Genomic DNA, 25,106 nt, shown 5'->3' with positions numbered 1-25,106 from the left:
TCGGGGGAGCCTGGATGTCAGGAAACGGGCGCTCCCAGGAAGCGTTGGCGCAAGGCGTCCCAGGAGCGATGGCCCAGGTCCGCCAGCGGTGGCAACCGGACGGCGACCTCTGACCCTCCAAGGGCTCCCTCATGCGGCCCACCACCCGGCCCGGCGTCCGTGCCGGCCAGGCTGTCACCCAACCGCCGCGCTTCGCGGGCCAGTTGCACCAGGCCGCAGCTGTCGGCCATGGCCGCCAAGTCGCGCGTGGCGTCGCGCAGCGCCGCCGGCGCGTCGGCCGCCGCCAGATCCAGGACGGCTTCCAGGCGGCTCCGGCCGCGGTTGATGATGCCATCGACCAGCACGCGGAACTCCTCGGGGGGCAATGTCCGTTCCAGCCGCGCCAGCACCCTGGGCTCCAGCAGCAGGGTGTCCTCTTCCAGCTCGGCGGGCGGCGGCGCCCGCTCCGTCAGCCAGCGCGCCACCATGTCCAGCAGGTGCTCGGCCTTGAACGGCTTGGAGACATAGTCGTCCATGCCGGCCGCCAGGTAGTCCTCCCGCATGCCGGTCATGGCGTTGGCGGTCATGGCGATGATGGGCATCAGCGGCGTGCGATGGTCGGCGGCGCGGATGCGGCGCGTCGCCTCGATGCCGTCCATGACGGGCATCTGCACGTCCATCAGCACTAGGTTGAACCGGGTCTGCAGGCAGGCGCGCACGGCCTGTTCCCCGTTCTCCGCGATCTGCACCTGGTAGCCCGCCTTTTCCAGCAGCACCGACGCGATGGTCTGGTTGGTGACATTGTCCTCCGCCACCAGGATGCGGCCCCGGCCGCCCTGGGGCGCGGGCGACGCCGCCGGTGCGACTGGCGCCGGCTCAACCTGCAGGCCGCACGCCTGGGCCAGGCCTTCCAGCAATTGGGGCCGGCGTATGGGCTTGGGCACCACGGCGTCGAACAGTTTGTCACCAGCCGCCGCGGGCGTTTCCAGCGAACTGGCCAGCAGCAGGCGGACCCCGGCCAGCCGCGGCTCCTCCCTGATCCAGGTGGCCAGGCCGGGGCCATCCAGGTCCGGCATATGGTGGTCGATCAGAATGACATCGGGCAGTGTCGCCCGGCTTCCCTCCGCGCAGGCCCCGGTCAGGCTGCCGTCCTGCACCGCCAGGATCCACAGCAGGTGGTTGCGGGCTTGGATGCCGCCCGGCGCCTCGTCCACCGTCATGCCGCAGGTCATGAGGTGGTGGACCAGGATCAGGCGGTTGACGGGAGTGTCATCCACCACCAGCGCGTGGCGGCCGCGCAGGCGATCGCCCAGGGGCTGGACCGTGCGGCTGGGCGCCACCCCCCGCTCCAGCGGCACGTCGAACCAGAAGGTGGCGCCAGCGCCGGGCGTGCTCTCCACGCCGATGCTGCCGCCCATCAGTTCCACCAACTGGCGGCTGATGGCGAGCCCCAGGCCGGTTCCGCCGAACCGGCGGGTGATGGAGCTGTCGGCCTGCTCGAACATCTGGAACAGCTTGCCGGCCTGGGCGGGATCGATGCCGATGCCGGTGTCCTGCACCTTGACGCGCAGCCGCCGCGACTGCTGCGGCAGGGCGGGGCCCTCGCCCAGCAGGGTTATGTCCACCGACACCGCGCCCTTGGCGGTGAATTTTATGGCGTTGCCCACCAGGTTCAGCAGTACCTGGCGCACCCGCGTGGGGTCGCCCCACCACATGCCGGACGCGTCGTCATGCACCAGGGCGCCGATCTCCAGCCCCTTGTCCCGCGCACGGGGGCCCAGGATGGCCAGCACGCCATCCACCAATTCATCCAGGTTGAACTGGATGCGCTCCAGCGTGACCTTGCCGGCCTCCAGCTTGGAGATGTCGAGGATATCGTTGATGACGCCCAGCAGGGCGTCGGCGTTGTCGCGGATGATCTCGGCGTAGCCGCGCTGTTGCGTCGTCAGCGGCGTGTCCAGCAGGATCTGCGCCATGCCGGTGATGCCGTTCATGGGCGTGCGGATCTCGTGGCTCATGTTGGCCAGGAAATCCGATTTGGCGGCGTTTGCCTGCTCCGCCACCTGGCGGGCTTCCTCCGCCGTCCGCCGGGCCCGGTCCAGGTCGCCGGTCAGGGTCAGCAACCGTTCCCGCTGAGCGTTCAGCTGCCCGTTCATCACATGCACGCGCCGGTACAGGCTGACCATCTCCGCCAACAGCAGCACCAGCACGACACTGGACGCCACGGCGCCGTCGGCGCGCGCCAGGAACCAGCCCAGGGTGAAGCGCGCCAGCCCCAGCCCGTTCAACAGCGTGTCCATCGCCAGCGCGACGGTGGAGATCAACAGCCCCAGATGGCCCACCGTCCGCACCTTCGTCACCGTGGCCAGCACGGCCGGGGTGCAGAAGTTGATCAGCAGCATCACCAGGTAGACGGCCTTGACCGTCACGTCGTTGTTGTAGGTGTTGACCAGGGTGACGTGCGGCAGCCAGCGATCGATGGAGGTGACGACGATGGCCAGGGTGAGGGGCGCCGCCACCACGGCTCCCATACCTGCTCCCCCAGCCATGCCTCGCCGGAACTCAACGGCGACCGCTGGCGGCTCCCGCCGTTGCCAGTGGGCGAAGCCCAGCACCGCCACCGGAAAGGCCGTGTGCCAGGCCACGTAAAGCCACAGGGCCGATTGCGACAGCGCCCCGTCGGGGTCCAGGGGGGCGAAGGCACCCGGCAATGCCGCAACCTGCAACACCGCCATCATGCCGGAATAGGCGTAGCCGCCGACCAGCCACAGCAGGGCACGCTGGCCCGACAGCAGGAATTGGCTGGCGATCAGGAAGGCCGTCAGCAGATCGGTGACCAGGATGATGACGGCATAGGCCGGCAGCAGGCCGGGGATGTTGCCCACCGGCGTTTTCGCCCCCATGGCACCGACCAGGAACAGGCCCAGCAGCGCCAGGCCCACCAGGAAGGCCGCCGCATGCTGCGACGGCGTGGTGGGGGCCATGAACAGGGTGGTGGCCGGCGCCACGCCCCTGGAGCGAGGGGATGCCAGTCCCCGTCGGCCACCAGCCCCCTGAACAGCGCCAGTCATACCCGTCTTCCCCCACGGGGAACCGTCGGTTCCACCCAAAAACCGGCCCGGTTTCCACTGCCAATCATTGGCGGCCAAACACAGGCCGTCAATCGGGGACAATACTTCAAACGGATAAGGATTGCTGATCTTTTAGCTAGGGTGCCTGATGGTCATGGGCATGCGGCGGATACAGGACGAGGGGATCGGTGACTACATCGGCGATTGTCGACAGGCCGTCCGGTGTCGCCGCCCGGTAGAAGCAGGACCGGCGGCCGGTATGGCAGGCGACACCCACTTGGTCCACCAGCAGCAGCAAGGTGTCGCCGTCGCAATCCACGCGCAACTCCCGCAGATGCTGCACCTGGCCCGAGGTGTCGCCCTTGCGCCAGAAGGATTGGCGGGATCGCGACCAATAGCAGGCACGCCCGGTGGTCAGGCTCTCGGCCACGGATTGGGCGTTCATCCAGGCCATCATCAGCACCTCGCCCGTGTCATGCTGCTGGGCGATGGCGGGCACCAGGCCATTGGTGTCGAAGCGGATGGCGGCCACTGTCGCCTCGACCACGGCCGGGGGCAGGGGATAGGTGATCGCGGTGGTCATGCGGTGGCTCCCGTCATGCGGTTCAACCCACGCTCCAGGTCGCGGATCAGGTCGTCGGCATCCTCCAGCCCCGCGTGCAGGCGGATCAGCGTGCCGGTGCCGGTCCACGGCGTGGCCGTGCGGATCTTGCGCGGGTCGGTCGGCAGGATCAGGGACTCGAACCCGCCCCAGCTGAAGCCGATGCCGAAATGGGACATGCCGTCCACCAGGGCGGCCACGGCGGCGCGCGGCTGCTTCTTCAACTCCACCGTGAACAAGCCGCTGGACCCGGTGAAGTCGCGGCGCCACAGGTCATGGCCGGGGCAGTCGGGGAAGGCGGGGTGCAGCACGCGCTGCACCTCCTCCCGGCCTTTCAGCCAGCGGGCGATGGCCAGGGCGGTCTCTTGGTGGCGGGCCATGCGGGCGGCGAGGGTGCGCATGCCGCGCATGGCCAGGTACAGGTCGTCGCCGCCCACGTTCTGGCCCAGTTGCAGGGCGGTGTTCTTCACCCGCTGCCACGCCTCGCGCGTGCCGACGATAACGCCCACCGTGGCATCGGCATGGCCCACGAAATACTTGGTGGCGGCGTGGATGACGACATCGGCGCCCAGGTCCAGCGGCTTGCTGCAAATGCCGGCTGACCACGTGCTGTCCACCAGGACGGCCACGCCCTTGTCATGGGCGGCCCGGGATATGGCTGGTATGTCCTGCACCTCGAAGGTGAGAGACCCGGGGGATTCCAGCAGGATGGCCGTGGTCTCGGGACGCAGCTTGTGCGCGATGTCGGCGCCGATCAATGGATCGACATATTCCACGACCACGCCCAGGCGGGTCAGCACCGTGTCGCAGAAGTCCCGCGACGGGCCGTAAACGGTGTCGGCCACCAGCAGGTGGGCGCCGGCCTTGGCATAGGCCAGCAGGGCGGTGGTCACGGCCGCCAGGCCGGAACTGGCCACCACCGCGCGGTGCCCGCCCTCCAGCGCCGCCACCGCGTCCTCGAACGCCAGGCTGCTGGGGGTGGAGCGGCGGCCATAACGTGGGGCGCGATGCTCGGGATCGTGCCCCTCCAGCTCATCCAGGCAGGAGAACAGGATGGTGGACGCGCGATAGGGCGGCACGTTGACCACGCCGTAATTGTCCAGCGGGTTGCGGCCGGCATGGACCAGCAGGGTGGCGGGGTTTTTCGTGTCGTCAGACATGGCGCTTAAGATCGAAACGGAAAGGGGGCGGGCATCTTGGCACCACCCCCAGCCCCAGGGAAGCGGCCGCGCCGCCGCGTCCCGTCATGCCTCCGTTGCGTTACAGCCCGTACAGGTAATCCACCGTCAGATGGGCCAGCGTGCGCGCGCCGACGATCAGGCCGGATTCGTCCACGAAGAACCTGGGCGAGTGGTTGGAGGCCGCCTTGGACAGGTCCGCGTCCGGTGGGGTGACGCCCACGAACAGGTACACGCCCGGCACCTGCTGTTCATAGAAGGAGAAGTCCTCCGACGGGGTGACCTTGTCGATCAACTTCACATGGTCCTTGCCCGCCACGCGCTGCAGGGTGGGGACGATCTTGGCCGTCAGCTCCGGGTTGTTGATGGTGACGGGATAGCCCTTGATGACGTCCACGTCGGCGGTGGCGCCGGCGGACTCGGCGATGCCGGCCACGGTGCGGCGCAGGCGCTTGTCGATGTCGGCGCGCATGCCCTCGTCGAAGGTGCGGATGGTGCCGTTCAGGGTGACCGTGTCGGGAATGATGTTGTTGCGGTTGCCGCCATGGATGCTGCCGACGCTCAGGATCGACGGCTCCTTGATCACCTCCATCTGCCGGCTTTCGATGGTCTGCAAGCCCAGCACGATCTGCGAGGCGGTGACGATGGGATCGATGCCGGTCCACGGCAGGGCGCCATGACTCTGCCGGCCGTGCACGGTGATGACGAACTCATCCGCCGCCGCCATGAACGGGCCGGGACGGTAGCCCACGTCGCCGGCATGCAGGGTGGAGATGACGTGCACGCCGAAGACGGCGTCCGGCTTGGGGTTCTCAAACGCCCCTTCCTTCAGCATCTGTTCCGCGCCGCCGACCTCGCCCTTGGCCAGGCCCTCCTCCGCCGGCTGGAAAATGAACTTCACCGTGCCGGGCAACTGGTCCTTCATGCCGGCCAGCACCTCGGCCACGCCCATCAGCATGGCGACGTGGGTGTCGTGGCCACAGGCGTGCATCACGCCCACCTCATGCCCCTCGTATTGCGTCTTCACCTTGGAGGCGAAGGGAAGGTCCACCTGCTCCGTCACCGGCAGGGCGTCCATGTCCGCGCGCAGCGCCACCACCGGGCCGGGCTTGCCGCCCTTCAGTACGGCGACCACGCCCGTCTTGGCCACGCCGGTGCGCACGTCCAGGCCCAGGCTTTTCAGGTGCTTGGCCACCAGGGCCGCCGTACGCGTCTCCTGGTTGCCTAGTTCGGGATGCTCATGGATGTCGCGGCGCCAGGCGATGATCTTGGGCTGTTCCACCGCCGCGCGGGTGTCCACCGTGGCCTGCGCCTGTTCCCGGTCGCCGGCCCAGGCCACCGTCCCCGAGGCCAGCAGCGCCCCCACGCCCGCACCCAAGGCCAATGTCCAGCCGAAATGCCGCTTGCCCATCTGTCACCGCCCCTTGTTGTTTGCCGCCATCGCCTTGGATTGGCTTGGCCTTCTGGGGAAAGGGTACCCATCCACCCCGTCCCGGCCAGCCTGTCGTATCCGCATAGCGGCGCATGGCAGATATGCAAAGCGAGGGGATTATCCCCTTCGATATCCAGCGTGGGTGTCGCGCTGATCTGGTCTCCCCCATTTGCGCAGATCGCTCTATGGCCTTGGCGTCATGTCCTTACCCTCCGGGCTGTTGAATGGGGTGGGTGCAGAAGAGTATTTTTAACAGAAAGTTCATTATTTCAAATAATGGTGGCGCCATGTCCATGAAGGGGCGAACTGACGCCCGGATAGTGGGGCCACTGTTTCTTGGAGGATAAGACTAATGACTTTTGCAACCCGCGCCCAGATTTACGCTTTTTTCACCATGGTCACCCTTGCCGGGGCCGGTAGTGCCGTGGCGGCGAGCGCTGGCAGCACTTCGTCCGGCCCCTGTGGGGCGGCCCCCGTCCTGTCCCTGAAGCACCTCGATGCGCCGCCGGCTGCCATCGACGGCGACGCTTTCGTTGCCCAGGTCAATCGCTACGCCGCCAAGGCCAAGGCCCATGGCGCCTGTTTGGCCCAGGTCGCCGCCAATGGTGATGCCACCGCCCGCACCAGCGGGCCGACCATGGCGCCCGCCCCCTCCGGCGACTGAGCCCAAGACCCATCCAACAGGTTCTGAATGAAGGCGGCCGGGAAACTGGCCGCCTTTGGCGTGCTTTGCGCATGGCAAGGTCGCGAAAACCGCATGTCAGTATATCAGAAGCATAATTCTCTTTTACCGCAATACGTTCTGGGCAAGGTCCGCATCGGTGATAGCGTTATCACCTTCAGGGCGATGGTTGACGGGCCAACCTGGCGGCAGTAGTTTTGCCGCAACGCACAATAAGTATGTGCGTATGCGAAATCACTGTTTCGCCAATCAATCCGCGGGGGAGGGCGCGACCGTCAAGGGCACCACCTTTCGCCATCGGAGATGATTATGGCTTCTGTTTCCCGCGTTTTCGCCGCCTTGATCCTGGGTGGCCTGGTCACCGCCGCGGCGCCCGCCATGGCGCAGTCGCTGGGTGTGGAGCGCGCCTGCGGCAAGCCTCCCGTCGCCCCGGTCAACCACCTGTCCGCCACGGCCACCCCGGCCGACGTCAGCGCCGCGACGGCCGAGGTCCGCGCCTATGGCAAGGCCGCCCAGGCCCGCCTGGCTTGCCTGGACAATCTCAGCGCCAGCAGCGTCATCGCCTGGACGCCCGATGGCCGCGCCGCCATCGCCAGCAGCTATGACCGCACCATCCGCGACCTCAAGGTCGTGGCCCGCGACTTCGCCACCTTGCCGGCGGAGCAGGTGGCCGACACCGCCCACTGACGGGGCCTATCCCTCTCGTGCGGCCGGCGGTTCCGCTGGTTGTGGAACCGCCGTCGCCCCCGGCTTGCGCCCATGCCGGGGCGGCGGGCTCATTTCCGCTGCGCGCGCGTGCAGATCCGTCAGATCCTGGGTCAGTTGCTCCAGCGCGAAGGACAGGGTGTAAATCTGCCCGGTGACGCCGCGGGGCAATTCCCGCAATACGCCCTCGGCCCGCAGCGCCTGCACCGTGTCCAGATAGGCGCGCGCCGCCGCCTGCACCGGCTCGATATCGGGCGCCTGGCCTTGCGTGCGCAGGGCGGTGGCGGCATGGCGCAGGAACAGCACGCCCTGGCGCCGTACGTCCGCCTGGGGACCTTCCAGCCGCCGGGCCGCCGCCCCGTCGGACGCGGCGCGGTCGGCGGTGGCGCGGCCGACCATCACCAGGTCATGACGCACCCGGGTCAGTGTGCGGACCAGGGGGGCAGGGTCGCGTTGGTCGCCCAGCCAGGTGCGGCGTTCGCGCTGCGCCTCCTCCACCGCCGTGTCGAGGGGGCGCAGGGCGGCCCATAGCTGCGCATGGCGCTTGGACAGGCCCTGGCGAACCTCCTCCGGCAGCGCCGGGTCCAGCAGCGCGTCCAGCATGTCGGCGCACAGGTCGGTGACCCGCGCGGCGGTGGTCAGCACCGTCCCGTAGGCCCTGGAGGGCAGCACGAACAGGGCCACGGCCAGGCCGACGATGTTGCCGATCACGATTTCGAACACCCGGTCCATGGCAAGCGCCAGGGACGATTGGGTGCTGCTGGCAGAGGTCAGCAGCACGATGGTCGCGGTGACGGGGGCCAGCTTGAACACCGGGTGGCGTGCCGCCAGCCAGGCCAGCGGCGCCAGCGCCACGGCCAGCGTCAGGCACAGGTGAAGCGGGGAATCCCGCAACCCGACCGAGGCGACCAGGGCGCCCCAGGCCGCCCCCGCCAGGGTGCCGGCAAAGCGATCCAGCGCCGCCTTCAGCGATCCGCCGATGCTTGTCTGCATGACCATGATGGCGGTGATTACCGCCCAATAGCTCTGTGGCAGGTTCACCAGGCGCGCCATGGCCAACGCCGCCACCCCGGCGACCGTGACCCGGAACGCCAGCCGCAGTTCCGGCGCGCGCAGAACCGCCATCATCGTCATGGGCGAGAGGCCGAGGGGCGAAAGGCGATTGGGCGACGGGGCGGCGCGTCGGTGGCGGTCGGCTGCGTCTCCGGCGGGGACGGGGTGGGGAGCGGTGGTTCGGCCAGCGGAATGTGCGGCCCGGCGGTTGGTGGCATGACGCCGGTCCACCGGGGATCGTCGACGAATTTGCGCTCTTGGCGCAAGCGGCGGAAACCAGTGCGCAGATAGAGCGGCAAGGCCGCCGGATGATCGAAACTGCAGGTGTTGATGGTCAGGCGGCGAACGCGGGGCCGCTGCCAGACATGGTGAACCGCCCAGTCCAGCAGCCAGGAACCCAGCCCCCGGCCTATGGCCCAGGGCATCAGACCAAGATAGTCGATGGCCACCGTGCCGTCGGCCGGCAACAGACGCCAGTCCAACTCCACAAAGCCGGCGGGCATGCCATCGACATGGATCACGTGCACCTCCACCTGCGGGTCGGCCAGCATGCGGGACAGTTCATCCTGGTCCATGCCGCGCCGCAACGACCATAGCCATCGTTCGCCAATCGTATCGTACAGGAAACGATAATAGGCCAAGGTGCAGTTCCGGGCCAAGAGCGGACCCTGCGCGATGCCGGGGGCGGGGCGCGGCGGTGTCTGCGGCGGCGTGGCCATTTCCATGAAGGTGATCAGGACCGGCAGTTTGCCGGGCGGTGCCCTGCCCACCTCCCCGACGCCCATCTCCCCGACGCCCATTTTCGCTCAACCCCGTATCGGTTTCCGATGCGGGGTGTAACGACAGGGTTTCCATCAACCCTGCGCCGCTGGCCTGCGGCATATGGTGGCAGGACAGGCGCGCCTCAGGGCTGCCGGGCCAGGGGAATCTGGGGGGCGGCGGAGAGGGGCAGCAGGCCGGTCAGGCGAGGGTCATCCACCAGCTTGTCCTCCGTGCGCAGGGGGTGGAAGCCGACGCGCCGGTACAGGCCCAGCGCCGATGGATGGTCGAAGGTGCAGGTGTTGACCGTCAGCCGCCTTGCCCCGGGCCGGGCCCAGGCGCGGCGCACGCCCCAGTCCAGCAGCCAGGGGCCAATGCCCCGGCCGATGGCCCAGGGCATCAGGCCGAAATAGGCCACGTCCATGGTCCCGTCCGCCGCCAGCTTGTCCGCATCCAGCTCGATATATCCGGCGGGCACGCCCTGGATGGACACGACGTGCACCTCCACCGCCGGGTCGGCCAGGATTTCGGCCAGGCGCTCCGGCGCCATGCGGCGGCGATACTCCCACAGCCAGGGTTCCCCCACCGTGTCGTAGAGGAAGCGGTAATAGGCCGGGGGGCAATTGACGGCGTGCACCGGACCGTCCACGCCGGCAGGCCGTACGGCCTGCGGGCCGACGGGTGGTTCCGCCATTTCCAGATAGGTGATGGTGACGGGCAGCTTGCCCGCGGGTACGTCGCTCCGTGGCACGCCGGCTTCGAGTTCCATGCGTGGCCTCAGGCGGGGCCGGTGGCGACGGGCAGATCGGCGCGGCCGCCCCATTCCGTCCAGGACCCGTCGTAGATGGCGACGTCCGGCTGCCCGATCTCATAAAGCGCCAGCGCCAGGATGGCGGCGGTCAGACCGCTGCCGCAGCTGGTGACCAGCGGGCGGTTGACGTCCACGCCCGCGTCCTGGAAGCGGGCGGCCAGCTCATCCGCCGGCTTCAGGCGGCCATCGGCGATCAGCTCGTTGAAGGGGACGTTGCGGCTGCCGGGGATATGGCCGCCACGCAGGCCGGCGCGCGGCTCCGGCGCGGTCGCTTCGAACCGGCCTTGCGAACGGGCGTCCACCACCTGCTCCACCTTGCGGTCGATGTTGGCTAGCAGGGCGTCGGCGTTGCGCACCAGGGCCGGGTTCAGGTGCGCGGCGATGGGCTCCCCCGCCGGCTTCGGCGTGGCGGGCCCAGCCTCCACCGGCCGTCCCTCGGCCAGCCATTTGGGCAGGCCGCCGTCCAGGACGTAGACCTTGTCATGGCCGAACACGCGGAAGGTCCACCAGACCCGGGCGGCGCTGAACAGGTCATAGACGTCGTAGACGATGACGGTGCTGTCGCGGCCGATGCCCAACTCCGTCACCGCCTGGGCGAATGTTTCCGCCGTGGGCAGCATGTGGGGCAGGGGGATGGTCTTGTCGGCGATGCCGTCGATGTCGAAGAACACGGCGCCGGGAATGTGCTGGGCCGCGAACTCGGCCTTGGCCTCACGCGGCACGGCGGGCATGTGATAGCTGGCGTCGACGACACGGATATCCGCGTCATTCAGGTGCTGGGCCAGCCAGTCGGTGGTGACGAGGGCGCTCGAGGGCGTCGAACTGGGGTTCACGGGGCCAGGCCTCCTTCTTACAGCCAACCGGGAACGGGCAGGTTCCGTTCCTTGAGGAATTCGGGGTTGAACAGCTTGGACTGATAGCGGGTGCCGAAGTCGCAGAGGATCGTCACCACCGTATGGCCGGGGCCCAGGTCGCGGGCCACGCGGATGGCGGCGGCGACGTTGATCCCGCTGGACCCGCCCAGCACCAGGCCCTGGGTCTTCACCAGGTCGAAGATCAGGGGCAGGGCCTCCTCGTCCGGGATCTGCACCGCATCGTCGATGGGCGCGTCCGCCAGGTTGGCGGTGACGCGGGCCTGGCCGATGCCCTCGGTGATGGAGGTGCCGGTGGACACCAGCTCCCCCGTCTTCTTCCAGTTATACAGGGCGCTGCCCATGGGGTCGGCCATGACGATGCGGACGTTGGGGTTGCGCTCCTTCAGCGCCAGCGCCACGCCGGCCAGAGTGCCGCCCGTGCCCACGGCGCAGGTGAAGGCGTCGACCTTGCCGTCCGTCTGCTCCCAAATCTCGACGCCGGTGGTGGCGCGATGGCCCTCACGGTTGGCCAGGTTGTCGAACTGGTTGGCCCAGATGGCGCCGTTGGGTTCCGTCGCCGCCAGCTCCTCCGCGATGCGGCGGCTGACATGGACGTAGTTGCCCGGGTCCTTGTACGGCACGGCCGGCACCAGGCGCAGGTCGGCGCCGATCAGGCGCAGCATGTCCTTCTTTTCCTGGCTCTGCGTCTCGGGCATGACGATGACGGTCTTGAAGCCCCAGGCGTTGCCCACCAGGGCGAGGCCGATGCCGGTGTTGCCGGCCGTCCCTTCCACGATGGTGCCGCCCGGCTTCAGCGCGCCGCGCTGGATGGCGTCCTGGATGATGGCCAAGGCCGCGCGATCCTTGACCGAGCCGCCGGGGTTCAGGAACTCCGCCTTGCCCAGGATGTCACAGCCCGTCGCCTTGGAGGCCGCTTCCAGCCGGATCAGGGGGGTGTGGCCGATCGTTCCGATGAAACCGTCACGTATGTCCAAGGCTGTCTTCCATATCACCAGGGGTCGGGGCGCCGCCCCCGGCGGGCCGCGAGGGCCGCCGAGGGAAAGATCAGAGACTAATGAGCCCGCGCCCACCCTTCAAGCGCGGCCCCCGCATATTGGCGTTGAATGGGACGGAAATCACACAGATACGCTGGTAAATCGCGCGCGCCTTTCAGGTCCGCCAGCCCTGGGGTCAACCGGGGGATGTCCTTGTAAACCGCCAATGGTAGCGGTAACGTGCGGCCATAAATCCAAGCATAAGAATATCGGGAGGATCAATGCGTCGCTTGCTCGGTTTCACCTTGCCCATTCTTGGCGTGCTGTGCGCCGCCCCGGTCGTCCTGGCCCCAGTCGCTTTGGCCCAGGACAAGCCGGCCGATGCCGCTGTCCAATCGACGGGCCAGAATCCCGTGGCCCTGAACGGCAAGCATTTCCTGTCCCAACCCCTGGTGACGGAGATTTTCACGGCCGATCCTTCGGCGCATGTCTTCGATGGCAAGATCTACGTCTACCCCAGCCACGACATTGATGCCGGCATCCCCGATGATGATCTGGGCAGCCAGTACGCCATGCGCGATTACCGCGTCCTGTCCATGGACAAGATCGGCGGGCCGGTGACCATCGGCGGTGTGGCGCTGTCGGTGGAGCAGGTGCCCTGGGCCAAGGAATTCATGTGGGCGCCCGACGCGGCCTACAAGAACGGCACCTATTACCTCTACTTCCCCGCCAAGGATAAGCAGGGGGTGTTCCATATCGGCGTCGCCACCGGCGACAAGCCCATGGGGCCCTTCAAGGCGGAACCGCAGCCCATCCCCGGCAGCTTCTCCATCGACCCGGCGGTGTTCACCGACGCCGACGGCGGCAGCTATATGTATTTCGGCGGCATCTGGGGCGGCCAGCTGCAGAAGTGGGCCAAGGGCCATTATGACGCCGGCATCGGCGACACCGACCTGAAGCAGGATGACAAGCCGGCGCTGACCGCCAAGGTCGCCAAGTTGTCCCCCGACATGAAGACCTTCGCGGAGAAACCGCGCGACGTCGTCATCCTGGGCGAGGACGGCAAGCCCCTGTTGGGCGGCGATCACGAGCGGCGCTTCTTCGAGGCGTCGTGGATGTACAAGCGCGGCGGCACCTATTACTTCACCTACTCCACCGGCGACACCCATTTCCTGGCCTACGCCACCGGCGACAACCCGTATGGCCCGTTCAAGTACCGGGGCCATTTCCTGCTGCCGGTTCAGGGCTGGACCACCCATCATTCCATCGTGGATTGGGGCGGCAAGACCTGGCTGTTCTACGCCGACAACCAGTTGAGCGGCAAAAACCACCTGCGCAACGTCAAGATGACGGAGATGCACTTCAACGCCGATGGCACCATCCAGACCATCGATCCGTTTGTGCCGTGATGGAGCGTGGGGAGGGCGGGCATGTACCCGTCCTCCCTTCCCAACCGCAGACAAGGGCATGGTATAAGGGCGCACACGACATCCGCAGCCGAAAGCCTGGTCCCATGGCCGTCCGCCGTTCCGAGATTTGTTATACCTGCCGCCATTGGCTGGGCGGCGGCGTGCGGGAGCGGGGCCCCAAGGGGCAGTGCCGGCGCTATCCGCCGGTGGTGACGGACCGGGCGCCGGCGGGCGTCTTCCCCACCACGCTGTCCACCGACTGGTGCGGAGAATGGCTGCGCAACGCCGGCTTGAAGCCGGAGAGCGATCCTGGTCCCGATACCGATGAGGACGTGATGGTGGATGACCGCCCGCTGGCCGCCGTGCGCGCGGATGCGGCGGCGGCACGGGCTGGCGGACATCGGCAGGAGGCGCCGGCCCGTCAGGCGCCGCGACCCCAGGAAGAGGGTACGCTCTACGACGATCTGTGACCCCCGGCGGCCCAGTAATTACCGGTCCGGGAACTATTGATCCAAAAACTCCAATGCCGTCCTGTTGAACACGTCCGGCCGTTCCAGGTGGACCAGATGGCCGACGCCGTCGAACACCACCACCCGGGCGTTGGGCATGGTCGCGGCGATGGCCTTGGCGTTGTCGGCGTTGTGGCCCATGCCGGCGCCCAATTCCTTGGTGGTGTAGGGCTTGCCTGGCGCGTTGTGGTCGGCGGCGCCCATGATGAACAGGGTGGGGGTGGCGATCAGCGGGTATTCATGCACCACCGGCTGATCGTGGATCATCTGATAGGACTTGATGAAGGACGTCACCCAGCGCGGATACTCGCCGCTGGCCTTCAGCCGTTCGCGTAAGCTGACGAAGGGCTCGATCGCCGCCACCGGCACGGACAGGGAATAGCTGTTCTTCAGGAAGTCGCGGTAGGCGTCGGCGGACAGGGCGTACTCGCGGTCATAGAGGAAGGCGTCGCTGACCGGGGGCACGGTCATGCGGTAATCCTCCAGCCCCACCGGCGCCTCCAGCACCAGCCGGCGCACCCGCTCCGGATAGGTGCGGGTGAAGCGGGCCGCCAGCATGCCGCCGATGGAATGGCCCACCAGATCGACTTGGGCGATACCCAGGCTGTCCAGGAGGGCGGCGCTGTTGGCGGCGAAGAAATCGAAGCTGTAGGGCAGGTCGGGCTTGGAGGATTTGCCGAAGCCAATCTGGTCGGTGGCGATGACGCGGTAGCCGTCATTGGTGAAGGCGCGGATGACCGTGTCCCAATAGCTGGCGGGGAAATTGCGGCCGTGGAACAGCAGGGCCACGCGGCCATTCGCTTTGCCGGTGGGCGCCACGTCCATATAGGCCTGACGCAGGGTCTGCCCCTCCGCCACGAACTCGAAATAACTGACGGGGAAGGGATAGGGCCATCCCTCCAGCGCGATGCCGATGGGCTCCGCCGCCGCCGGGGCGACGGTGGAGGTCCCCGCCGTGGTGGAGACAGCGGGGCTGGCGGCCAGGGCGGCCGCCAGGATCAGGGGAATAAAGCGCCGCATGAGGGATGGCCCTTCCGGTATCAGGCGATGAAGTCGACCACGCCGCCGTCCACGCGCAGGGCGGCACCATTGGTGGCCGACGCTTGGGGGGAGCAAGCGTAGACCACCATGTTCGCCACCTCCTCCACCGTCGCGGTCCGCTGGATCAGCGAGGTGGGGCGGAAGGCGCGCACGAAGTCGGCCCCGACCTCCTCGATCGGCTTGCCGGTCTTGGCCACCTGGTCCTTCAGCATGGCCTCCACCCCTTCCGACAGGGTGGGGCCGGGCAGGACGGCGTTGACGGTGACCTTGCTGCCGCGCGTCAGCTTGGCCAGGCCGCGCGACACCGCCAGCTGGGCCGTCTTGCTGAAGCCGTAGTGGATCATCTCCACCGGGATGTTCAGCCCGGATTCGGAGGAGATGAAGATGACACGGCCCTGGTTGCGTTCCAGCATGCCCTTAAGATAGGCGCGGGACAGGCGCACGCCCGACAGGACGTTGACCTCGAACATGCGGGTCCAGTCCTCATCCGGCGTCTCGAAGAAGTCCTTGGGCTCGAAGATGCCGGCGTTGTTGACCAGGATGTCGGCCTGGGGCACCGCCTCCAGCAGGGCGGCCGCCCCCTCCGCCGTGCTGACGTCGGCGGCCACGCCCCGCGCGTCGGCGCCGGGCACCAGCTCATTCAGCTTGGCCACGGCGGCGGTGACGGTGGCCTGGCTGCGGCCGTTCAGGATGAGGGAGGCGCCGGCCTTGGCCAGCCCCAGGGCGATGGCGAAGCCGATGCCGGCGGTGGACCCGGTGACGATGGCCGTCTGGCCCTTCAAGTCGATCTGCATGATTTTTCTCCATCAGGAAGGGCGTCGGATGCGGCGCCGTGCATGGCCCTTGATGTAGCACCGGCGGCGGGCGGCAAGAATGGGCGCTGTTGCCAAATCACTCTTTCCAAAACGTGAAGAGTGTTTCCATAAGCATCCCGTTTTTCGCATGCGCGAAAGGGGCGAGGGTGGGGGCGACACCAAACAGATAGGTCGCCGACGCGGTTTTTTCCCGTGCGGCCGATCGCATGAGGCGGAGTGATAGCCATGCCCCTTCCCCTTTTCGCCCTGGCGGCCGCGGCGTTCGCCATCGGCACCACGGAATTCGTCATCATGGGCCTGCTGCCCGATGTGGCGATGGACCTGGGCGTTTCCATCCCCGTGGCCGGCCTGCTCATTTCCGGCTACGCCCTGGGCGTGGTGATCGGCGCCCCCTCCTGACCCTGACCACGGGTGAGCTGCCGCGAAAGGTCCTGCTGATCAGCCTGATGGGCCTGTTCATCGTGGGCAACGTCCTGGCCGCGCTGTCCACCAGTTACACCCTGCTGATGGTGGCGCGCATCGTCGCCAGCTTCACCCACGGGTCCTTCTTCGGCATCGGCTCCGTCGTCGCCGCCAGCCTGGTGCCGGCGGAGCGGCGCGCCAGCGCCATCGCCCTGATGTTCACCGGCCTGACCCTGGCCAACATCCTGGGTGTGCCGCTGGGCACCCTAATCGGCCAGCATTTCGGCTGGCGCGCCACCTTCTGGGCCGTGGCCGGCCTGGGCCTGGTGGCGACGGCTGCCGTGGCGGCGCTGGTGCCGCCGGTGGCGGCGTCGGAGCCGGGCAGCCTGGCGGCGGAGGTCGCGGTACTGAAGCGGCCGGCCGTGCTGGTGGCCCTGGCCACCACCGTGCTGGGTTTCGGCGGGGTGTTCCTGGTCTTCACCTACATCACCCCCATCCTGGAACAGGCCGCGGGGTTGTCCCCCACCGCCGTCACCAGCGCCCTGCTGGTCTTCGGCCTGGGCCTGACCCTGGGTAACATGCTGGGCGGCAAGCTGGCGGACCGGGCCCTGATGCCCACCCTGGTCGGCGTGCTGGCGTTGCTGGGCCTGGTGCTGGCCGTATTCTCCATCACCATGCACAACGCGGCGGCGTCCATCGCCACCCTGTTCGTCTGGGGCGTGGCCGCCTTCGCCACCGTTCCGCCCCTGCAGATGCGGGTGCTGGAAAAGGCCGGCGACGCGCCCAACCTGGCGGCCTCGCTCAATATCGGCGCTTTCAACCTGGGCAACGCCGGCGGCGCCTTCCTGGGCGGCCTGGTGATCGATGGCGGCTTCGGCTATGAGGCGGTGGCCTTTGCCGGCGCCGCCGTGGCCGGTGGCGGCCTGTTGCTGGCCCTGCTGGGCTGGGCCCAGGACCGGCGCGCGGCGGCCAGCCTGAAGGTGGCGGCGGCATCGTGCTGACCAATACCTTGGGGTGATTTGGAAAATGGGATCGGAAGGGGCCGGCCCACGCCGTGTGGACCGGCCCTCCACATAATCTCCACGAAGCTCGCGTACCCCATCTCGGATTACTGGCCATTTTGCTATCCTGGCCCCGGCACCCGGTGTCGTGGGCGCCGGGGTGCCCATCATTCCATGGCCGCCGTAACCGTCAGGATGACGACCGAGATGTTGAAGCGACTGAGTTTTTCGGCCCCCGTGGGCGCCACCCTGCTGAGCCTGCTGGTCCTGACGGCGTGCGACAAGAAACAGGAGGCGGCGGCCCCGCCGCCGCCGCAGGTGGGTTACGTTGTCCTGCACACCCAGACGGTGCCTCTGAAGGCCGAACTGGCGGGCCGCACCAGCGCCCATCGCGTCTCCGACGTCCGGCCGCAGGTGGCCGGTATCATCCAGAAGCGCCTGTTCGAGGAGGGCGCCCTGGTCCAGGCGGGCCAGCTGCTCTACCAGATCGACCCCGCGCCTTATGAGGCGGCCTATGAGCAGGCCCAGGGCAATCTGGCCAACGCCGAGGCCAACCTGATCAGCCTGAAATCCAAGGCCGAGCGCTATGCCGAACTGGTGAAGGTCGAGGGCGTCAGCCGCCAGGATTACGACGACGCCCGCGCCGCCTATCAGCAGGGCCAGGCCACCATCGTCGCCGACCGGGCAGCGGTGAAGGCCGCCAAGGTGAACCTGGACTATACCCGCATCACCGCCCCCATCAGCGGGCGCATCGGCCGGTCCAGCATCACGGAGGGCGCGCTGGTGACGGCGGACCAGACGACGGCGCTGGCCACCATCACCCAGCTGGACCCCATCTACGTCGACATCACCCAATCCAGCATGGAGATGACGACGCTGAAGCGGCGCCTGATGTCCGGCGGCCTGGGCAAGGGGGACGCGCAGGCGACCCTGAAGCTGGAGGACGGCACCGCCTATCCCACCCCCGGCACCTTGAAGTTCGCCGAGGTGTCCGTGGACCAGGATTCCGGCGCCGTGACCCTGCGCGCCTTGTTCCCCAACCCTCAGGAAATGCTGCTGCCGGGGATGTATGTGCGCACGACCGTGGAACAGGGGGTGATGTCCAACGCCATCCTGGCGCCGCAGCAGGGCGTGTCGCGCAATCCCAAGAGCGAACCCATCGCCCTGGTGGTGACCGCCGACAACAAGGTGGAGCAGCGCCTGCTGACCGTGGACCGCACGGTGGGCGACAAGTGGCTGGTGACCGATGGCCTGAAGGAGGGTGACCGCCTGATCGTCGAGGGGTCGATGAAGGCCAGGGTCGGCCAGGCGGTGACGCCGGTGGAGGTCGACCTGTCCGCCAAGGCCCCCACATCGGGCAGCGGGAAGTAAGGCGCCATGTTCGCACGCTATTTCATCGACCGGCCGATCTTCGCCTGGGTCATCGCCATCGTCATCATGCTGTTCGGCGTGCTGGCCATCTTCACCCTGCCGATCTCGCAATACCCGGACATCGCCCCACCCTCCGTCTCGATCAGCGCCTCCTACCCCGGCGCCTCGGCCGAGGCGGTGGAGAGCAGCGTGGTGCAGGTCCTGGAACAGCAGCTGACCGGCATCGACCACCTGCTGTACTTCAGTTCCAGCAGCAGCTCCGACGGCGACGCCAGCATCAGCGTGACGTTCGAGCAGGGCACCAATCCCGACGTGGCCCAGGTGCAGGTGCAGAACAAGGTGTCGCAGGCCACCAGCCGCCTGCCCACCCAGGTGCAGCAGCAGGGCATCACCGTCGCCAAGGCGCAGACCGATTTCCTGATGGTCGTCTCCGTCTATGACGAGACGGACAAGGCGACCAGCGCCGATGTGGCCGACTTCCTGGTCAGCAACCTGCAAGACCCGTTGAGCCGCGTCAGCGGCGTGGGCGCCACCCGCGTGTTCGGCTCGCAATACGCCATGCGCATCTGGCTGGACCCGCACAAGCTGCACAGCTATGGCCTGATGCCGGCGGATATCGAATCCGCCATCCAGGCGCAGAACACCCAGGTGACGGCGGGTGAGATCGGCGCCCGGCCCTCCGCCGCCACCCAGCAGCTGAACGCCACCGTCACCGCCATGTCCCGGCTGCAGACGCCGGACCAGTTCCGCAACATCATCGTCAAGACGTTGACCGACGGCGCCACCGTGCACCTCAGCGACGTGGCGCGGGTGGAACTGGGCAACGAGGATTACAGCGTCAGCACCCGGTTGAACGGCCACCCGGCCTCGGGCATGGCCCTGCAACTGGCCTCCGGCGCCAATGCCATGAAGACCGCCGCGGCCGTGAAGGCCAAGGTGGAGGCCATGGCCCACAGCTTCCCCGCCGGTTACAAGATCGCCTATCCCCGCGACAGCACCGCCTTCGTGAAGCTGTCCATCCATGAGGTGATCAAGACCCTGATCGAGGCCATCATCCTGGTGGTCATTGTGATGTTCGTCTTCCTGCAGAGTTGGCGGGCGGTGCTGGTCCCGGCCATCGCCGTGCCCGTGGTGCTGCTGGGCACCTTCGGCGTGCTGTCGGCGGCCGGCTACTCCATCAACACCCTGACGCTTTTCGCCATGGTGCTGGCCATCGGCCTGCTGGTGGACGACGCCATCGTCGTGGTGGAGAACGTCGAGCGCATCATGCGTGAGGAGAAGCTGTCGCCCTATGAGGCCACGGCCAAATCCATGGAAGAGATCACCGGCGCCCTGGTGGGCATCGCCATGGTGCTGTCGGCCGTGTTCCTGCCCATGGCCTTCTTTGGCGGTTCCGTCGGCGTGATCTATCGCCAGTTCTCCATCACCATCGTCTCGGCCATGGCGCTGTCGGTGGTGGTGGCCCTGGTGCTGTCGCCGGCGCTGTGCGCCACCCTGCTCAAGCCCAATGGCCACGGCCATACCAAGGGCCTGGCCGGCTGGTTCAACCGCACTTTCGACCGGGGGCAGGACGGCTACGCCCGCCGCTTGGGGGGCATCATCGGCCGGCCGGCCCTGTTCATGCTGACCTATGGCGTCATTGTCGGCGCCATGGCCCTGCTGTTCGTCCGCCTGCCGACCAGCTTCCTGCCCGACGAGGACCAGGGCAGCGTCATGGTGCAGTACACCCTGCCGGTGGGAGCCACTTATGCCCGCACCGACCAGGTGTCCCGCGCCATCGAGAAGTATTTCCTGGAGAATGAGAAGGACACGGTGCGCACGCTGTTCACTGTGGCCGGGTTCAGTTTCGCCGGGTCGGGCCAGAACGCTGGCATGGCCTTCCTGGCGCTGAAGGACTGGAGCCTGCGGCCGGGGCCGGAAAACAAGGCGCAGGCCATCGCCGCCCGCGCGACCAAGAGCCTGTCCAGCGTCCGCGACGCGCAAATCTTTTCCCTCATTCCGCCGTCCATCCAGGGCCTGGGCCAATCCAACGGCTTCGACATGTGGCTGCAGGATAACGGCACGCTGGGCCATGCCGGTCTGATGGCCGCCCGCAACCAGTTGCTGGGCCTGGCGGCGCAGGACAAGACCCTGCAGGCCGTCCGTCCCAACGGCCTGGACGACACGCCCCAACTGAAGATCGATATCGACCAGGCCAAGGCGACGGCCCTGGGCCTGTCCATCAGCGATGTGACCAGCACGCTGAGCGGGGCGTGGGGGTCCAACTACGTCAACGACTTCATCGACCGGGGGCGTGTGAAGCGCGTCTATGTCCAGGCCGATGCGCCCTATCGCTCCTCGCCGGAAGATCTGGCGGCCTGGTACGTCAAGGGCTCCAGCGGCACCATGGCGCCCTTCACCGCCTTCGCCAAGGCCCGCTGGGAGATGGGGCCGCCGCAGCTGCAGCGGTTCAACGGCCTGGCCGCCCTGGAAATCCAGGGTGCCGCGGCGGGTGACACCAGCTCCGGCGACGCCATGAACACCATGGAGAGGCTGGTGGGCCAGCTGCCGCCGGGCACCAGCCTGTCGTGGAGCGGCCTGTCCTATCAGGAGCGGTTGTCCAGCGGCCAGGCGCCCATGCTGTACGCCCTGTCCATCCTGGTGGTCTTCCTCTGCCTGGCGGCGCTGTACGAAAGCTGGTCCATCCCGGTGTCGGTGCTGCTGGTCATCCCGCTGGGCGTCCTGGGCGCCGTCACGGCGGCGACCCTGCGCGGCCTCAGCAACGACATCTATTTCCAGGTGGGCCTGCTGACCACCATCGGCCTGTCGGCCAAGAACGCGATCCTGATCGTGGAGTTCGCGGAGGCGGCGGAGAAACGGGGCGTGCCTACGGTGCGCGCCGCCATTGAGGGCGCCCGCCTGCGCCTGCGGCCCATCCTCATGACCTCGCTGGCCTTCGTCGCGGGCGTGCTGCCCCTGGCGCTGGCCACCGGGGCCGGTGCGGGCAGCCAGAACGACATCGGCACCGGCGTGGTGGGCGGCGTGGTCTCGGCCACGGTGCTGGCCATCTTCTTCGTGCCCCTGTTTTACGTCCTGGTGCGCAAGCTGTTCGGCGGCGACCTCGCTGGCAAGCATGGTGGCGGGCCCAAGGAAGATACCCAGTCGGAGGGCGTGTGATGACGCGCGGACTCATGCGTAGCGCCCCGTCCCTGTTGGTTCTGGGCCTGCTGACGGGCTGTATTTCCCTGGACCCGGATTACCAACGCCCGGCCGCCCCGGTTCCAGCCGCTTGGCCCAAGGGTGAGGCCTACGCCGCGCCGGCGGCAGGTGTGCCAGTGGCGGCGAATGTCGCGGCGGAAAAGGGGGCAGCGGAGACGGGGTGGCAGGACTTCTTCGTCGATGCCGACCTGCGCGCCGTCGTCGGGCAGGCGCTGGACAACAACCGGGACCTGCGAGTGGCGGTGCAGAACGTGCTGGCCGCCCGGGCCAAGTATCAGGTGCAGGACGCGGCGCGGCTGCCCACGGTGGATGCCACGGGCAGCGCCGGTTACAGCCGCACGGGCGCCGGCGGCACGCGGCGGGAGACCAAGTCGCTGTCCGCCGGCATCGGCGTCAGCGCCTTCGAGGCCGACCTGTTCGGCCGCGTCGCCAGCCTGACCCGGGCCGAACTGGAAACCTACCTGGCGCAGGAGGAAACGGCGCGGGCCACCCGCATCAGCCTGATTTCCGAGGTCGCCACCGCCTACATCACCTACGCCGCCGACAAGAGCCTGCTGCGCATCGCCCAGACGACGATGGAAAGCGCCCAGCGCTCGGCGGAGGTGACGCGCAAGCGCCTCACCAACGGTGTCGCCACCCGGTTGGACGCGGCGGAGGCCGACACCGTCTATCAGACCGCCCGCGCCAACGTCGCCAGCTACACCACCCAGGTGGCGCAGGATCTGAACGCGCTGGAGATCCTGACGGGTGCGCCGGTGGACCCCGCCCGCCTGCCGGACGGGATCGAGGGCCGTGTCTTCACCCTGGCGGCCCTGCCGGCGGGCATGAGCACCGACGTGCTGCTGAACCGGCCGGACGTGCTGTCGGCGGAACACAGCCTCAAGGCGGCCAACGCCAATATCGGGGCGGCCCGCGCCGCCTTCTTCCCCACCGTCAGCCTGACGACGGCGGCCGGTTTCGCCAGTTCCGCCTTCGGCAACCTGTTCCAGGCCCGGTCGCAGTCGCTGAGCTTCACGCCGTCCGTGTCGGTCCCCATCTTCGACAATGGCGCCAACCAGGCCAACCTGGACTATGCCAAGGCCACGCAGCAGGCGGCGGTGGCGACGTATGAGAAGACCATCCAGACCGCGTTCAGGGAGGTGGCGGACGCGCTGGCCCGCCGCGGCACCATCGCCGAGCAATTGGACGCCCAGCAGGCCACGGTCCGCAGCGCCCAGACCAGCTACGACCTGTCCCAGGCCCGCTACGCGCAAGGGGCGGACAGCTACCTGAACGCCCTGGACGCGCAACGCACCCTGTATTCCGCGCAGCAGACCCTGGTTTCGGTCCGCCTGACGGACGCCAGCAACCTGGTCACCCTGTACCAGGTGCTGGGCGGCGGCATCAAATGACCCCGCCGGAGACGGCGGTGAAGGGGTGACGCGATGAGTTCCCTGGTGCTGATTGCCGAGGACGAGCCCGAGATCGCCAGCATCCTGCAAGGCTATCTGGAGCGGGAGGGCTTGCGCACCGTCACCGCCATCAACGGCCAGGTGGCGCTGGACCTGCATCGGGCCCTGCCGCCCGACCTGGTCATCCTGGACGTCAAGATGCCCAAGGTCGATGGCTACGAGGTGCTGGCGGAGCTGCGCCGACGGGGCGATACGCCCGTCATCATGGTGACGGCGCTGAGCGAGGACCTGGACAAGCTGCAGGCCCTGCGCATCGGCGCTGACGACTATATCGTGAAGCCGTTCAACCCGCTGGAGGTGGTGGCCCGGGTGAAGGCCGTGCTGCGCCGCACCCGGTCGGCCGAAGGTCAGACCCTGCTGCGCCTGGGACCGCTGGAGCTGGACCTCACCGCCCATATGGCAACGGTGACCACCGACGCGGGGCGGGGCCGGCTGGATCTGACGCTGACGGAGTTCCGCATCCTGGCCCACATGATGCGGGCCCCGACCCGCGCCTTCACCCGGGCGGAACTGATCGATGCCTGCCTGCCGGAAGGGGACACGCTGGAGCGCACCATCGACAGCCATGCCAGCAACATCCGGCGCAAGCTGCAGGCGGCCGGGGCCGGCGGTTTCATGGAAGGGGTGCGGGGCGTGGGCTATCGCCTGGGCCCGCCGCTCTGACAGGGGGATGACCATGAGACTGGGGGATTTCCGGGGCCTGCGGCGAATCACCGGCCTGAACCGCCAGCTGGTGCTGTCCATGGCCGCGGTCACGGGCCTGGCGCTGGTGCTTATGACCGCGGGCATCACCACCTTCTTCACCGTGGTCTTCCGCCTGTGGCCCGAGGTCCTCCACCATCCGCCGGGGATCTGGCAGCGTGTGATGGATTGGACGGTCACGGCGGTGCTGGGCATGCTGGGCGTGGCCCTGGCCGCCCGGGTGGCGGTGCGCTTCGCCCGCCGGCTGATCGCCCCCCTGGATGCCGTCGCCGGAGCGGCGCAGCGCATCGCTGGCGGCGACCTGACCGCGCGCGCCCAGGTGGACGCCAGCGCCTTCCAGGAAACCCGGCAACTGGTCCAGGACTTCAACGCCATGGCCGCGCAGCTGGAACGCGCCGTCATCGAGATGCGCACCTGGAACGTCGCCATCGCGCATGAGCTGCGCACGCCGCTGACCATCCTGCGGGGCCGCCTGCAAGGTTATGCCGATGGCGTCTTCACCCCCGACACAGCGGCGTTCCATGGCCTGGTCGGGCAGGTCGACCTGCTGACCCGCATCGTCGACGACCTGAAGCTGCTGACCCTGGCGCAGAGCGGGCGCCTGGAACTGCGCCGCGACCAGGTGGACGTGGCGGCTGAGGCGGCGGCCGTGGTGGCGCTGGTGGGGCCCAGCTGCACCGCCGCCGGCTTGACCATCGAGACGGAGTTGCGGCCTGTCCAGGTCTCTGCCGACGGCGCCCGCGTGCGCCAGGCCCTGCTGGCCCTGCTGGAGAATGCCCGCCGCTACGCCGCCCCGGGCCGGGCCCGGGTGACGACCGGCCTGGAGGGCGCCAGCGTCGTCCTGCGCGTCGTGGATGAGGGCCCCGGCCTGCCCCCGGGCATGGAAACCCACGCCTTTGATCCTTTCTGGCGCGCCGATGAATCCCGCGCCCGCATCAGCGGCGGCACCGGCCTGGGCCTGGCCGTCGTCCAAGCCATCGCCCGCGCCCATGGCGGCGACGTGCGCGCCGAACCGGTGACGCCCCAGGGCGTGGCCTTTGAGATCAGGCTGCCGGCGGGGGCGTGACCACGGCATGCATTATAGGGG

Annotated in this window: 22 protein-coding genes; 11 read left to right on the top strand and 11 right to left on the bottom strand. The window is 68.2% G+C overall.

Annotated features, from left to right (window positions below; translation table 11 throughout):
* Window positions 1-17 precede the first annotated feature (17 nt).
* The 4 genes from UCD39_RS01805 to UCD39_RS01790 all read right to left on the bottom strand — a co-directional run bounded on the left by UCD39_RS01805 (window position 18) and on the right by UCD39_RS01790 (window position 6,240).
* Window positions 18-3,050, bottom strand: a complete 3,033-nt coding sequence (locus UCD39_RS01805) for a hybrid sensor histidine kinase/response regulator (RefSeq protein WP_330494433.1) — start codon at window positions 3,048-3,050, stop codon at window positions 18-20.
* A gap of 136 nt (window positions 3,051-3,186) precedes the next feature.
* Window positions 3,187-3,633 (bottom strand): phosphoribosyl-AMP cyclohydrolase, encoded by a 447-nt coding sequence (hisI, locus tag UCD39_RS01800; RefSeq protein WP_330494432.1) that lies wholly within the window; start codon window positions 3,631-3,633, stop codon window positions 3,187-3,189.
* Complete coding sequence (gene metC / locus UCD39_RS01795; protein WP_330494431.1) at window positions 3,630-4,811, bottom strand: cystathionine beta-lyase; 1,182 nt, start codon at window positions 4,809-4,811, stop codon at window positions 3,630-3,632. Before metC ends, hisI begins: the two co-directional genes overlap by 4 nt.
* A gap of 100 nt (window positions 4,812-4,911) precedes the next feature.
* Entirely contained in the window at window positions 4,912-6,240 is a 1,329-nt protein-coding gene (locus UCD39_RS01790; RefSeq protein ID WP_330494430.1) for an amidohydrolase, read from the bottom strand.
* A 373-nt stretch (window positions 6,241-6,613) separates the two neighbouring features.
* Here UCD39_RS01790 and UCD39_RS01785 point away from each other — a divergent pair, with 373 nt between their 5' ends.
* Window positions 6,614-6,925 carry a hypothetical protein gene (locus tag UCD39_RS01785; RefSeq protein ID WP_330494429.1) on the top strand — a complete coding sequence of 104 codons (312 nt, stop codon included), beginning with the start codon at window positions 6,614-6,616 and terminating at the stop codon, window positions 6,923-6,925.
* A 327-nt stretch (window positions 6,926-7,252) separates the two neighbouring features.
* On the top strand, window positions 7,253-7,630 hold the full coding sequence (locus tag UCD39_RS01780) for a hypothetical protein (protein ID WP_330494428.1): 378 nt from the start codon (window positions 7,253-7,255) through the stop codon (window positions 7,628-7,630).
* Window positions 7,631-7,636: 6 nt separating this feature from the next.
* Here the strand turns inward: UCD39_RS01780 and UCD39_RS01775 are convergent, their stop codons facing one another.
* The 5 genes from UCD39_RS01775 to UCD39_RS01755 form a co-directional block, all read right to left on the bottom strand.
* Window positions 7,637-8,782 carry an FUSC family protein gene (locus UCD39_RS01775; RefSeq protein ID WP_330494427.1) on the bottom strand — a complete coding sequence of 382 codons (1,146 nt, stop codon included), beginning with the start codon at window positions 8,780-8,782 and terminating at the stop codon, window positions 7,637-7,639.
* Window positions 8,779-9,501: a GNAT family N-acetyltransferase gene (locus UCD39_RS01770; RefSeq protein ID WP_330494426.1), complete on the bottom strand. Its 723-nt coding sequence runs from the start codon at window positions 9,499-9,501 to the stop codon at window positions 8,779-8,781. Before UCD39_RS01770 ends, UCD39_RS01775 begins: the two co-directional genes overlap by 4 nt.
* A 104-nt stretch (window positions 9,502-9,605) precedes the next feature.
* A complete protein-coding gene (locus UCD39_RS01765) occupies window positions 9,606-10,229 on the bottom strand; it encodes a GNAT family N-acetyltransferase (protein ID WP_330494425.1) in 624 nt (207 codons plus the stop codon).
* 8 nt (window positions 10,230-10,237) lie between these two features.
* On the bottom strand, window positions 10,238-11,104 hold the full coding sequence (gene sseA, locus UCD39_RS01760; protein WP_330494424.1) for a 3-mercaptopyruvate sulfurtransferase: 867 nt from the start codon (window positions 11,102-11,104) through the stop codon (window positions 10,238-10,240).
* Between the two features lie 17 nt (window positions 11,105-11,121).
* The gene (locus UCD39_RS01755) at window positions 11,122-12,120 is read right to left on the bottom strand and encodes a cysteine synthase A (protein ID WP_330494423.1); all 999 of its coding nucleotides are present in this window, start codon (window positions 12,118-12,120) and stop codon (window positions 11,122-11,124) included.
* A gap of 281 nt (window positions 12,121-12,401) precedes the next feature.
* Between UCD39_RS01755 and UCD39_RS01750 the strand changes: the two genes are divergently transcribed.
* On the top strand, window positions 12,402-13,529 hold the full coding sequence (locus tag UCD39_RS01750; RefSeq protein ID WP_330494422.1) for a glycoside hydrolase family 43 protein: 1,128 nt from the start codon (window positions 12,402-12,404) through the stop codon (window positions 13,527-13,529).
* A 104-nt stretch (window positions 13,530-13,633) separates the two neighbouring features.
* Window positions 13,634-13,999, top strand: coding sequence for a hypothetical protein (locus tag UCD39_RS01745; protein ID WP_330494421.1), 366 nt, complete (start codon window positions 13,634-13,636; stop codon window positions 13,997-13,999).
* A gap of 33 nt (window positions 14,000-14,032) precedes the next feature.
* On the opposite strand, the gene UCD39_RS01740 is transcribed toward UCD39_RS01745, so the two are convergent.
* Both UCD39_RS01740 and UCD39_RS01735 read right to left on the bottom strand, forming a co-directional pair.
* Window positions 14,033-15,058 carry an alpha/beta hydrolase gene (locus UCD39_RS01740; RefSeq protein WP_330494420.1) on the bottom strand — a complete coding sequence of 342 codons (1,026 nt, stop codon included), beginning with the start codon at window positions 15,056-15,058 and terminating at the stop codon, window positions 14,033-14,035.
* Window positions 15,059-15,078: 20 nt separating this feature from the next.
* Window positions 15,079-15,873: an SDR family NAD(P)-dependent oxidoreductase gene (locus UCD39_RS01735; protein WP_330494419.1), complete on the bottom strand. Its 795-nt coding sequence runs from the start codon at window positions 15,871-15,873 to the stop codon at window positions 15,079-15,081.
* Window positions 15,874-16,119: 246 nt separating this feature from the next.
* Here UCD39_RS01735 and UCD39_RS01730 point away from each other — a divergent pair, with 246 nt between their 5' ends.
* The 7 genes from UCD39_RS01730 to UCD39_RS01700 all read left to right on the top strand — a co-directional run bounded on the left by UCD39_RS01730 (window position 16,120) and on the right by UCD39_RS01700 (window position 25,085).
* Window positions 16,120-16,293: a hypothetical protein gene (locus UCD39_RS01730; RefSeq protein WP_330494418.1), complete on the top strand. Its 174-nt coding sequence runs from the start codon at window positions 16,120-16,122 to the stop codon at window positions 16,291-16,293.
* Between the two features lie 47 nt (window positions 16,294-16,340).
* Window positions 16,341-17,297, top strand: a complete 957-nt coding sequence (locus UCD39_RS01725) for an MFS transporter (RefSeq protein ID WP_330494417.1) — start codon at window positions 16,341-16,343, stop codon at window positions 17,295-17,297.
* Window positions 17,298-17,504: 207 nt separating this feature from the next.
* Window positions 17,505-18,668: an efflux RND transporter periplasmic adaptor subunit gene (locus UCD39_RS01720; protein ID WP_330494416.1), complete on the top strand. Its 1,164-nt coding sequence runs from the start codon at window positions 17,505-17,507 to the stop codon at window positions 18,666-18,668.
* A 6-nt stretch (window positions 18,669-18,674) separates the two neighbouring features.
* Entirely contained in the window at window positions 18,675-21,824 is a 3,150-nt protein-coding gene (locus tag UCD39_RS01715) for an efflux RND transporter permease subunit (protein WP_330494415.1), read from the top strand.
* Window positions 21,824-23,257 carry an efflux transporter outer membrane subunit gene (locus UCD39_RS01710; RefSeq protein ID WP_330494414.1) on the top strand — a complete coding sequence of 478 codons (1,434 nt, stop codon included), beginning with the start codon at window positions 21,824-21,826 and terminating at the stop codon, window positions 23,255-23,257. The genes UCD39_RS01715 and UCD39_RS01710 overlap by 1 nt, the downstream gene beginning before the upstream one ends.
* A 33-nt stretch (window positions 23,258-23,290) precedes the next feature.
* On the top strand, window positions 23,291-23,980 hold the full coding sequence (locus UCD39_RS01705; protein ID WP_330494413.1) for a response regulator: 690 nt from the start codon (window positions 23,291-23,293) through the stop codon (window positions 23,978-23,980).
* 13 nt (window positions 23,981-23,993) lie between these two features.
* A complete protein-coding gene (locus tag UCD39_RS01700) occupies window positions 23,994-25,085 on the top strand; it encodes an ATP-binding protein (RefSeq protein WP_330494412.1) in 1,092 nt (363 codons plus the stop codon).
* Window positions 25,086-25,106: the final 21 nt, after the last annotated feature.

It is taken from the genome of Nitrospirillum karajorum (assembly GCF_036348415.1).
Lineage (GTDB): Bacteria > Pseudomonadota > Alphaproteobacteria > Azospirillales > Azospirillaceae > Nitrospirillum > Nitrospirillum amazonense_B.
This window is presented reverse-complemented; position numbering and strand designations above follow the sequence as displayed.

Excerpts from the sequence above, each read along its gene's own strand:
- UCD39_RS01805 (WP_330494433.1), bottom strand. The coding sequence starts at position 3,050 with ATGACTGGCGCTGTTCAGGGGGCTGGTGGCCGACGGGGACTGGCATCC.
- hisI (WP_330494432.1), bottom strand. The coding sequence starts at position 3,633 with ATGACCACCGCGATCACCTATCCCCTGCCCCCGGCCGTGGTCGAGGCG.
- metC (WP_330494431.1), bottom strand. The coding sequence starts at position 4,811 with ATGTCTGACGACACGAAAAACCCCGCCACCCTGCTGGTCCATGCCGGC.
- UCD39_RS01790 (WP_330494430.1), bottom strand. The coding sequence starts at position 6,240 with ATGGGCAAGCGGCATTTCGGCTGGACATTGGCCTTGGGTGCGGGCGTG.
- UCD39_RS01785 (WP_330494429.1), top strand. The coding sequence starts at position 6,614 with ATGACTTTTGCAACCCGCGCCCAGATTTACGCTTTTTTCACCATGGTC.
- UCD39_RS01780 (WP_330494428.1), top strand. The coding sequence starts at position 7,253 with ATGGCTTCTGTTTCCCGCGTTTTCGCCGCCTTGATCCTGGGTGGCCTG.
- UCD39_RS01775 (WP_330494427.1), bottom strand. The coding sequence starts at position 8,782 with ATGACGATGATGGCGGTTCTGCGCGCGCCGGAACTGCGGCTGGCGTTC.
- UCD39_RS01770 (WP_330494426.1), bottom strand. The coding sequence starts at position 9,501 with ATGGGCGTCGGGGAGATGGGCGTCGGGGAGGTGGGCAGGGCACCGCCC.
- UCD39_RS01765 (WP_330494425.1), bottom strand. The coding sequence starts at position 10,229 with ATGGAACTCGAAGCCGGCGTGCCACGGAGCGACGTACCCGCGGGCAAG.
- UCD39_RS01750 (WP_330494422.1), top strand. The coding sequence starts at position 12,402 with ATGCGTCGCTTGCTCGGTTTCACCTTGCCCATTCTTGGCGTGCTGTGC.
- UCD39_RS01745 (WP_330494421.1), top strand. The coding sequence starts at position 13,634 with ATGGCCGTCCGCCGTTCCGAGATTTGTTATACCTGCCGCCATTGGCTG.
- UCD39_RS01740 (WP_330494420.1), bottom strand. The coding sequence starts at position 15,058 with ATGCGGCGCTTTATTCCCCTGATCCTGGCGGCCGCCCTGGCCGCCAGC.
- UCD39_RS01735 (WP_330494419.1), bottom strand. The coding sequence starts at position 15,873 with ATGCAGATCGACTTGAAGGGCCAGACGGCCATCGTCACCGGGTCCACC.
- UCD39_RS01730 (WP_330494418.1), top strand. The coding sequence starts at position 16,120 with ATGCCCCTTCCCCTTTTCGCCCTGGCGGCCGCGGCGTTCGCCATCGGC.
- UCD39_RS01725 (WP_330494417.1), top strand. The coding sequence starts at position 16,341 with ATGGGCCTGTTCATCGTGGGCAACGTCCTGGCCGCGCTGTCCACCAGT.
- UCD39_RS01720 (WP_330494416.1), top strand. The coding sequence starts at position 17,505 with ATGTTGAAGCGACTGAGTTTTTCGGCCCCCGTGGGCGCCACCCTGCTG.
- UCD39_RS01715 (WP_330494415.1), top strand. The coding sequence starts at position 18,675 with ATGTTCGCACGCTATTTCATCGACCGGCCGATCTTCGCCTGGGTCATC.
- UCD39_RS01710 (WP_330494414.1), top strand. The coding sequence starts at position 21,824 with ATGACGCGCGGACTCATGCGTAGCGCCCCGTCCCTGTTGGTTCTGGGC.
- UCD39_RS01705 (WP_330494413.1), top strand. The coding sequence starts at position 23,291 with ATGAGTTCCCTGGTGCTGATTGCCGAGGACGAGCCCGAGATCGCCAGC.
- UCD39_RS01700 (WP_330494412.1), top strand. The coding sequence starts at position 23,994 with ATGAGACTGGGGGATTTCCGGGGCCTGCGGCGAATCACCGGCCTGAAC.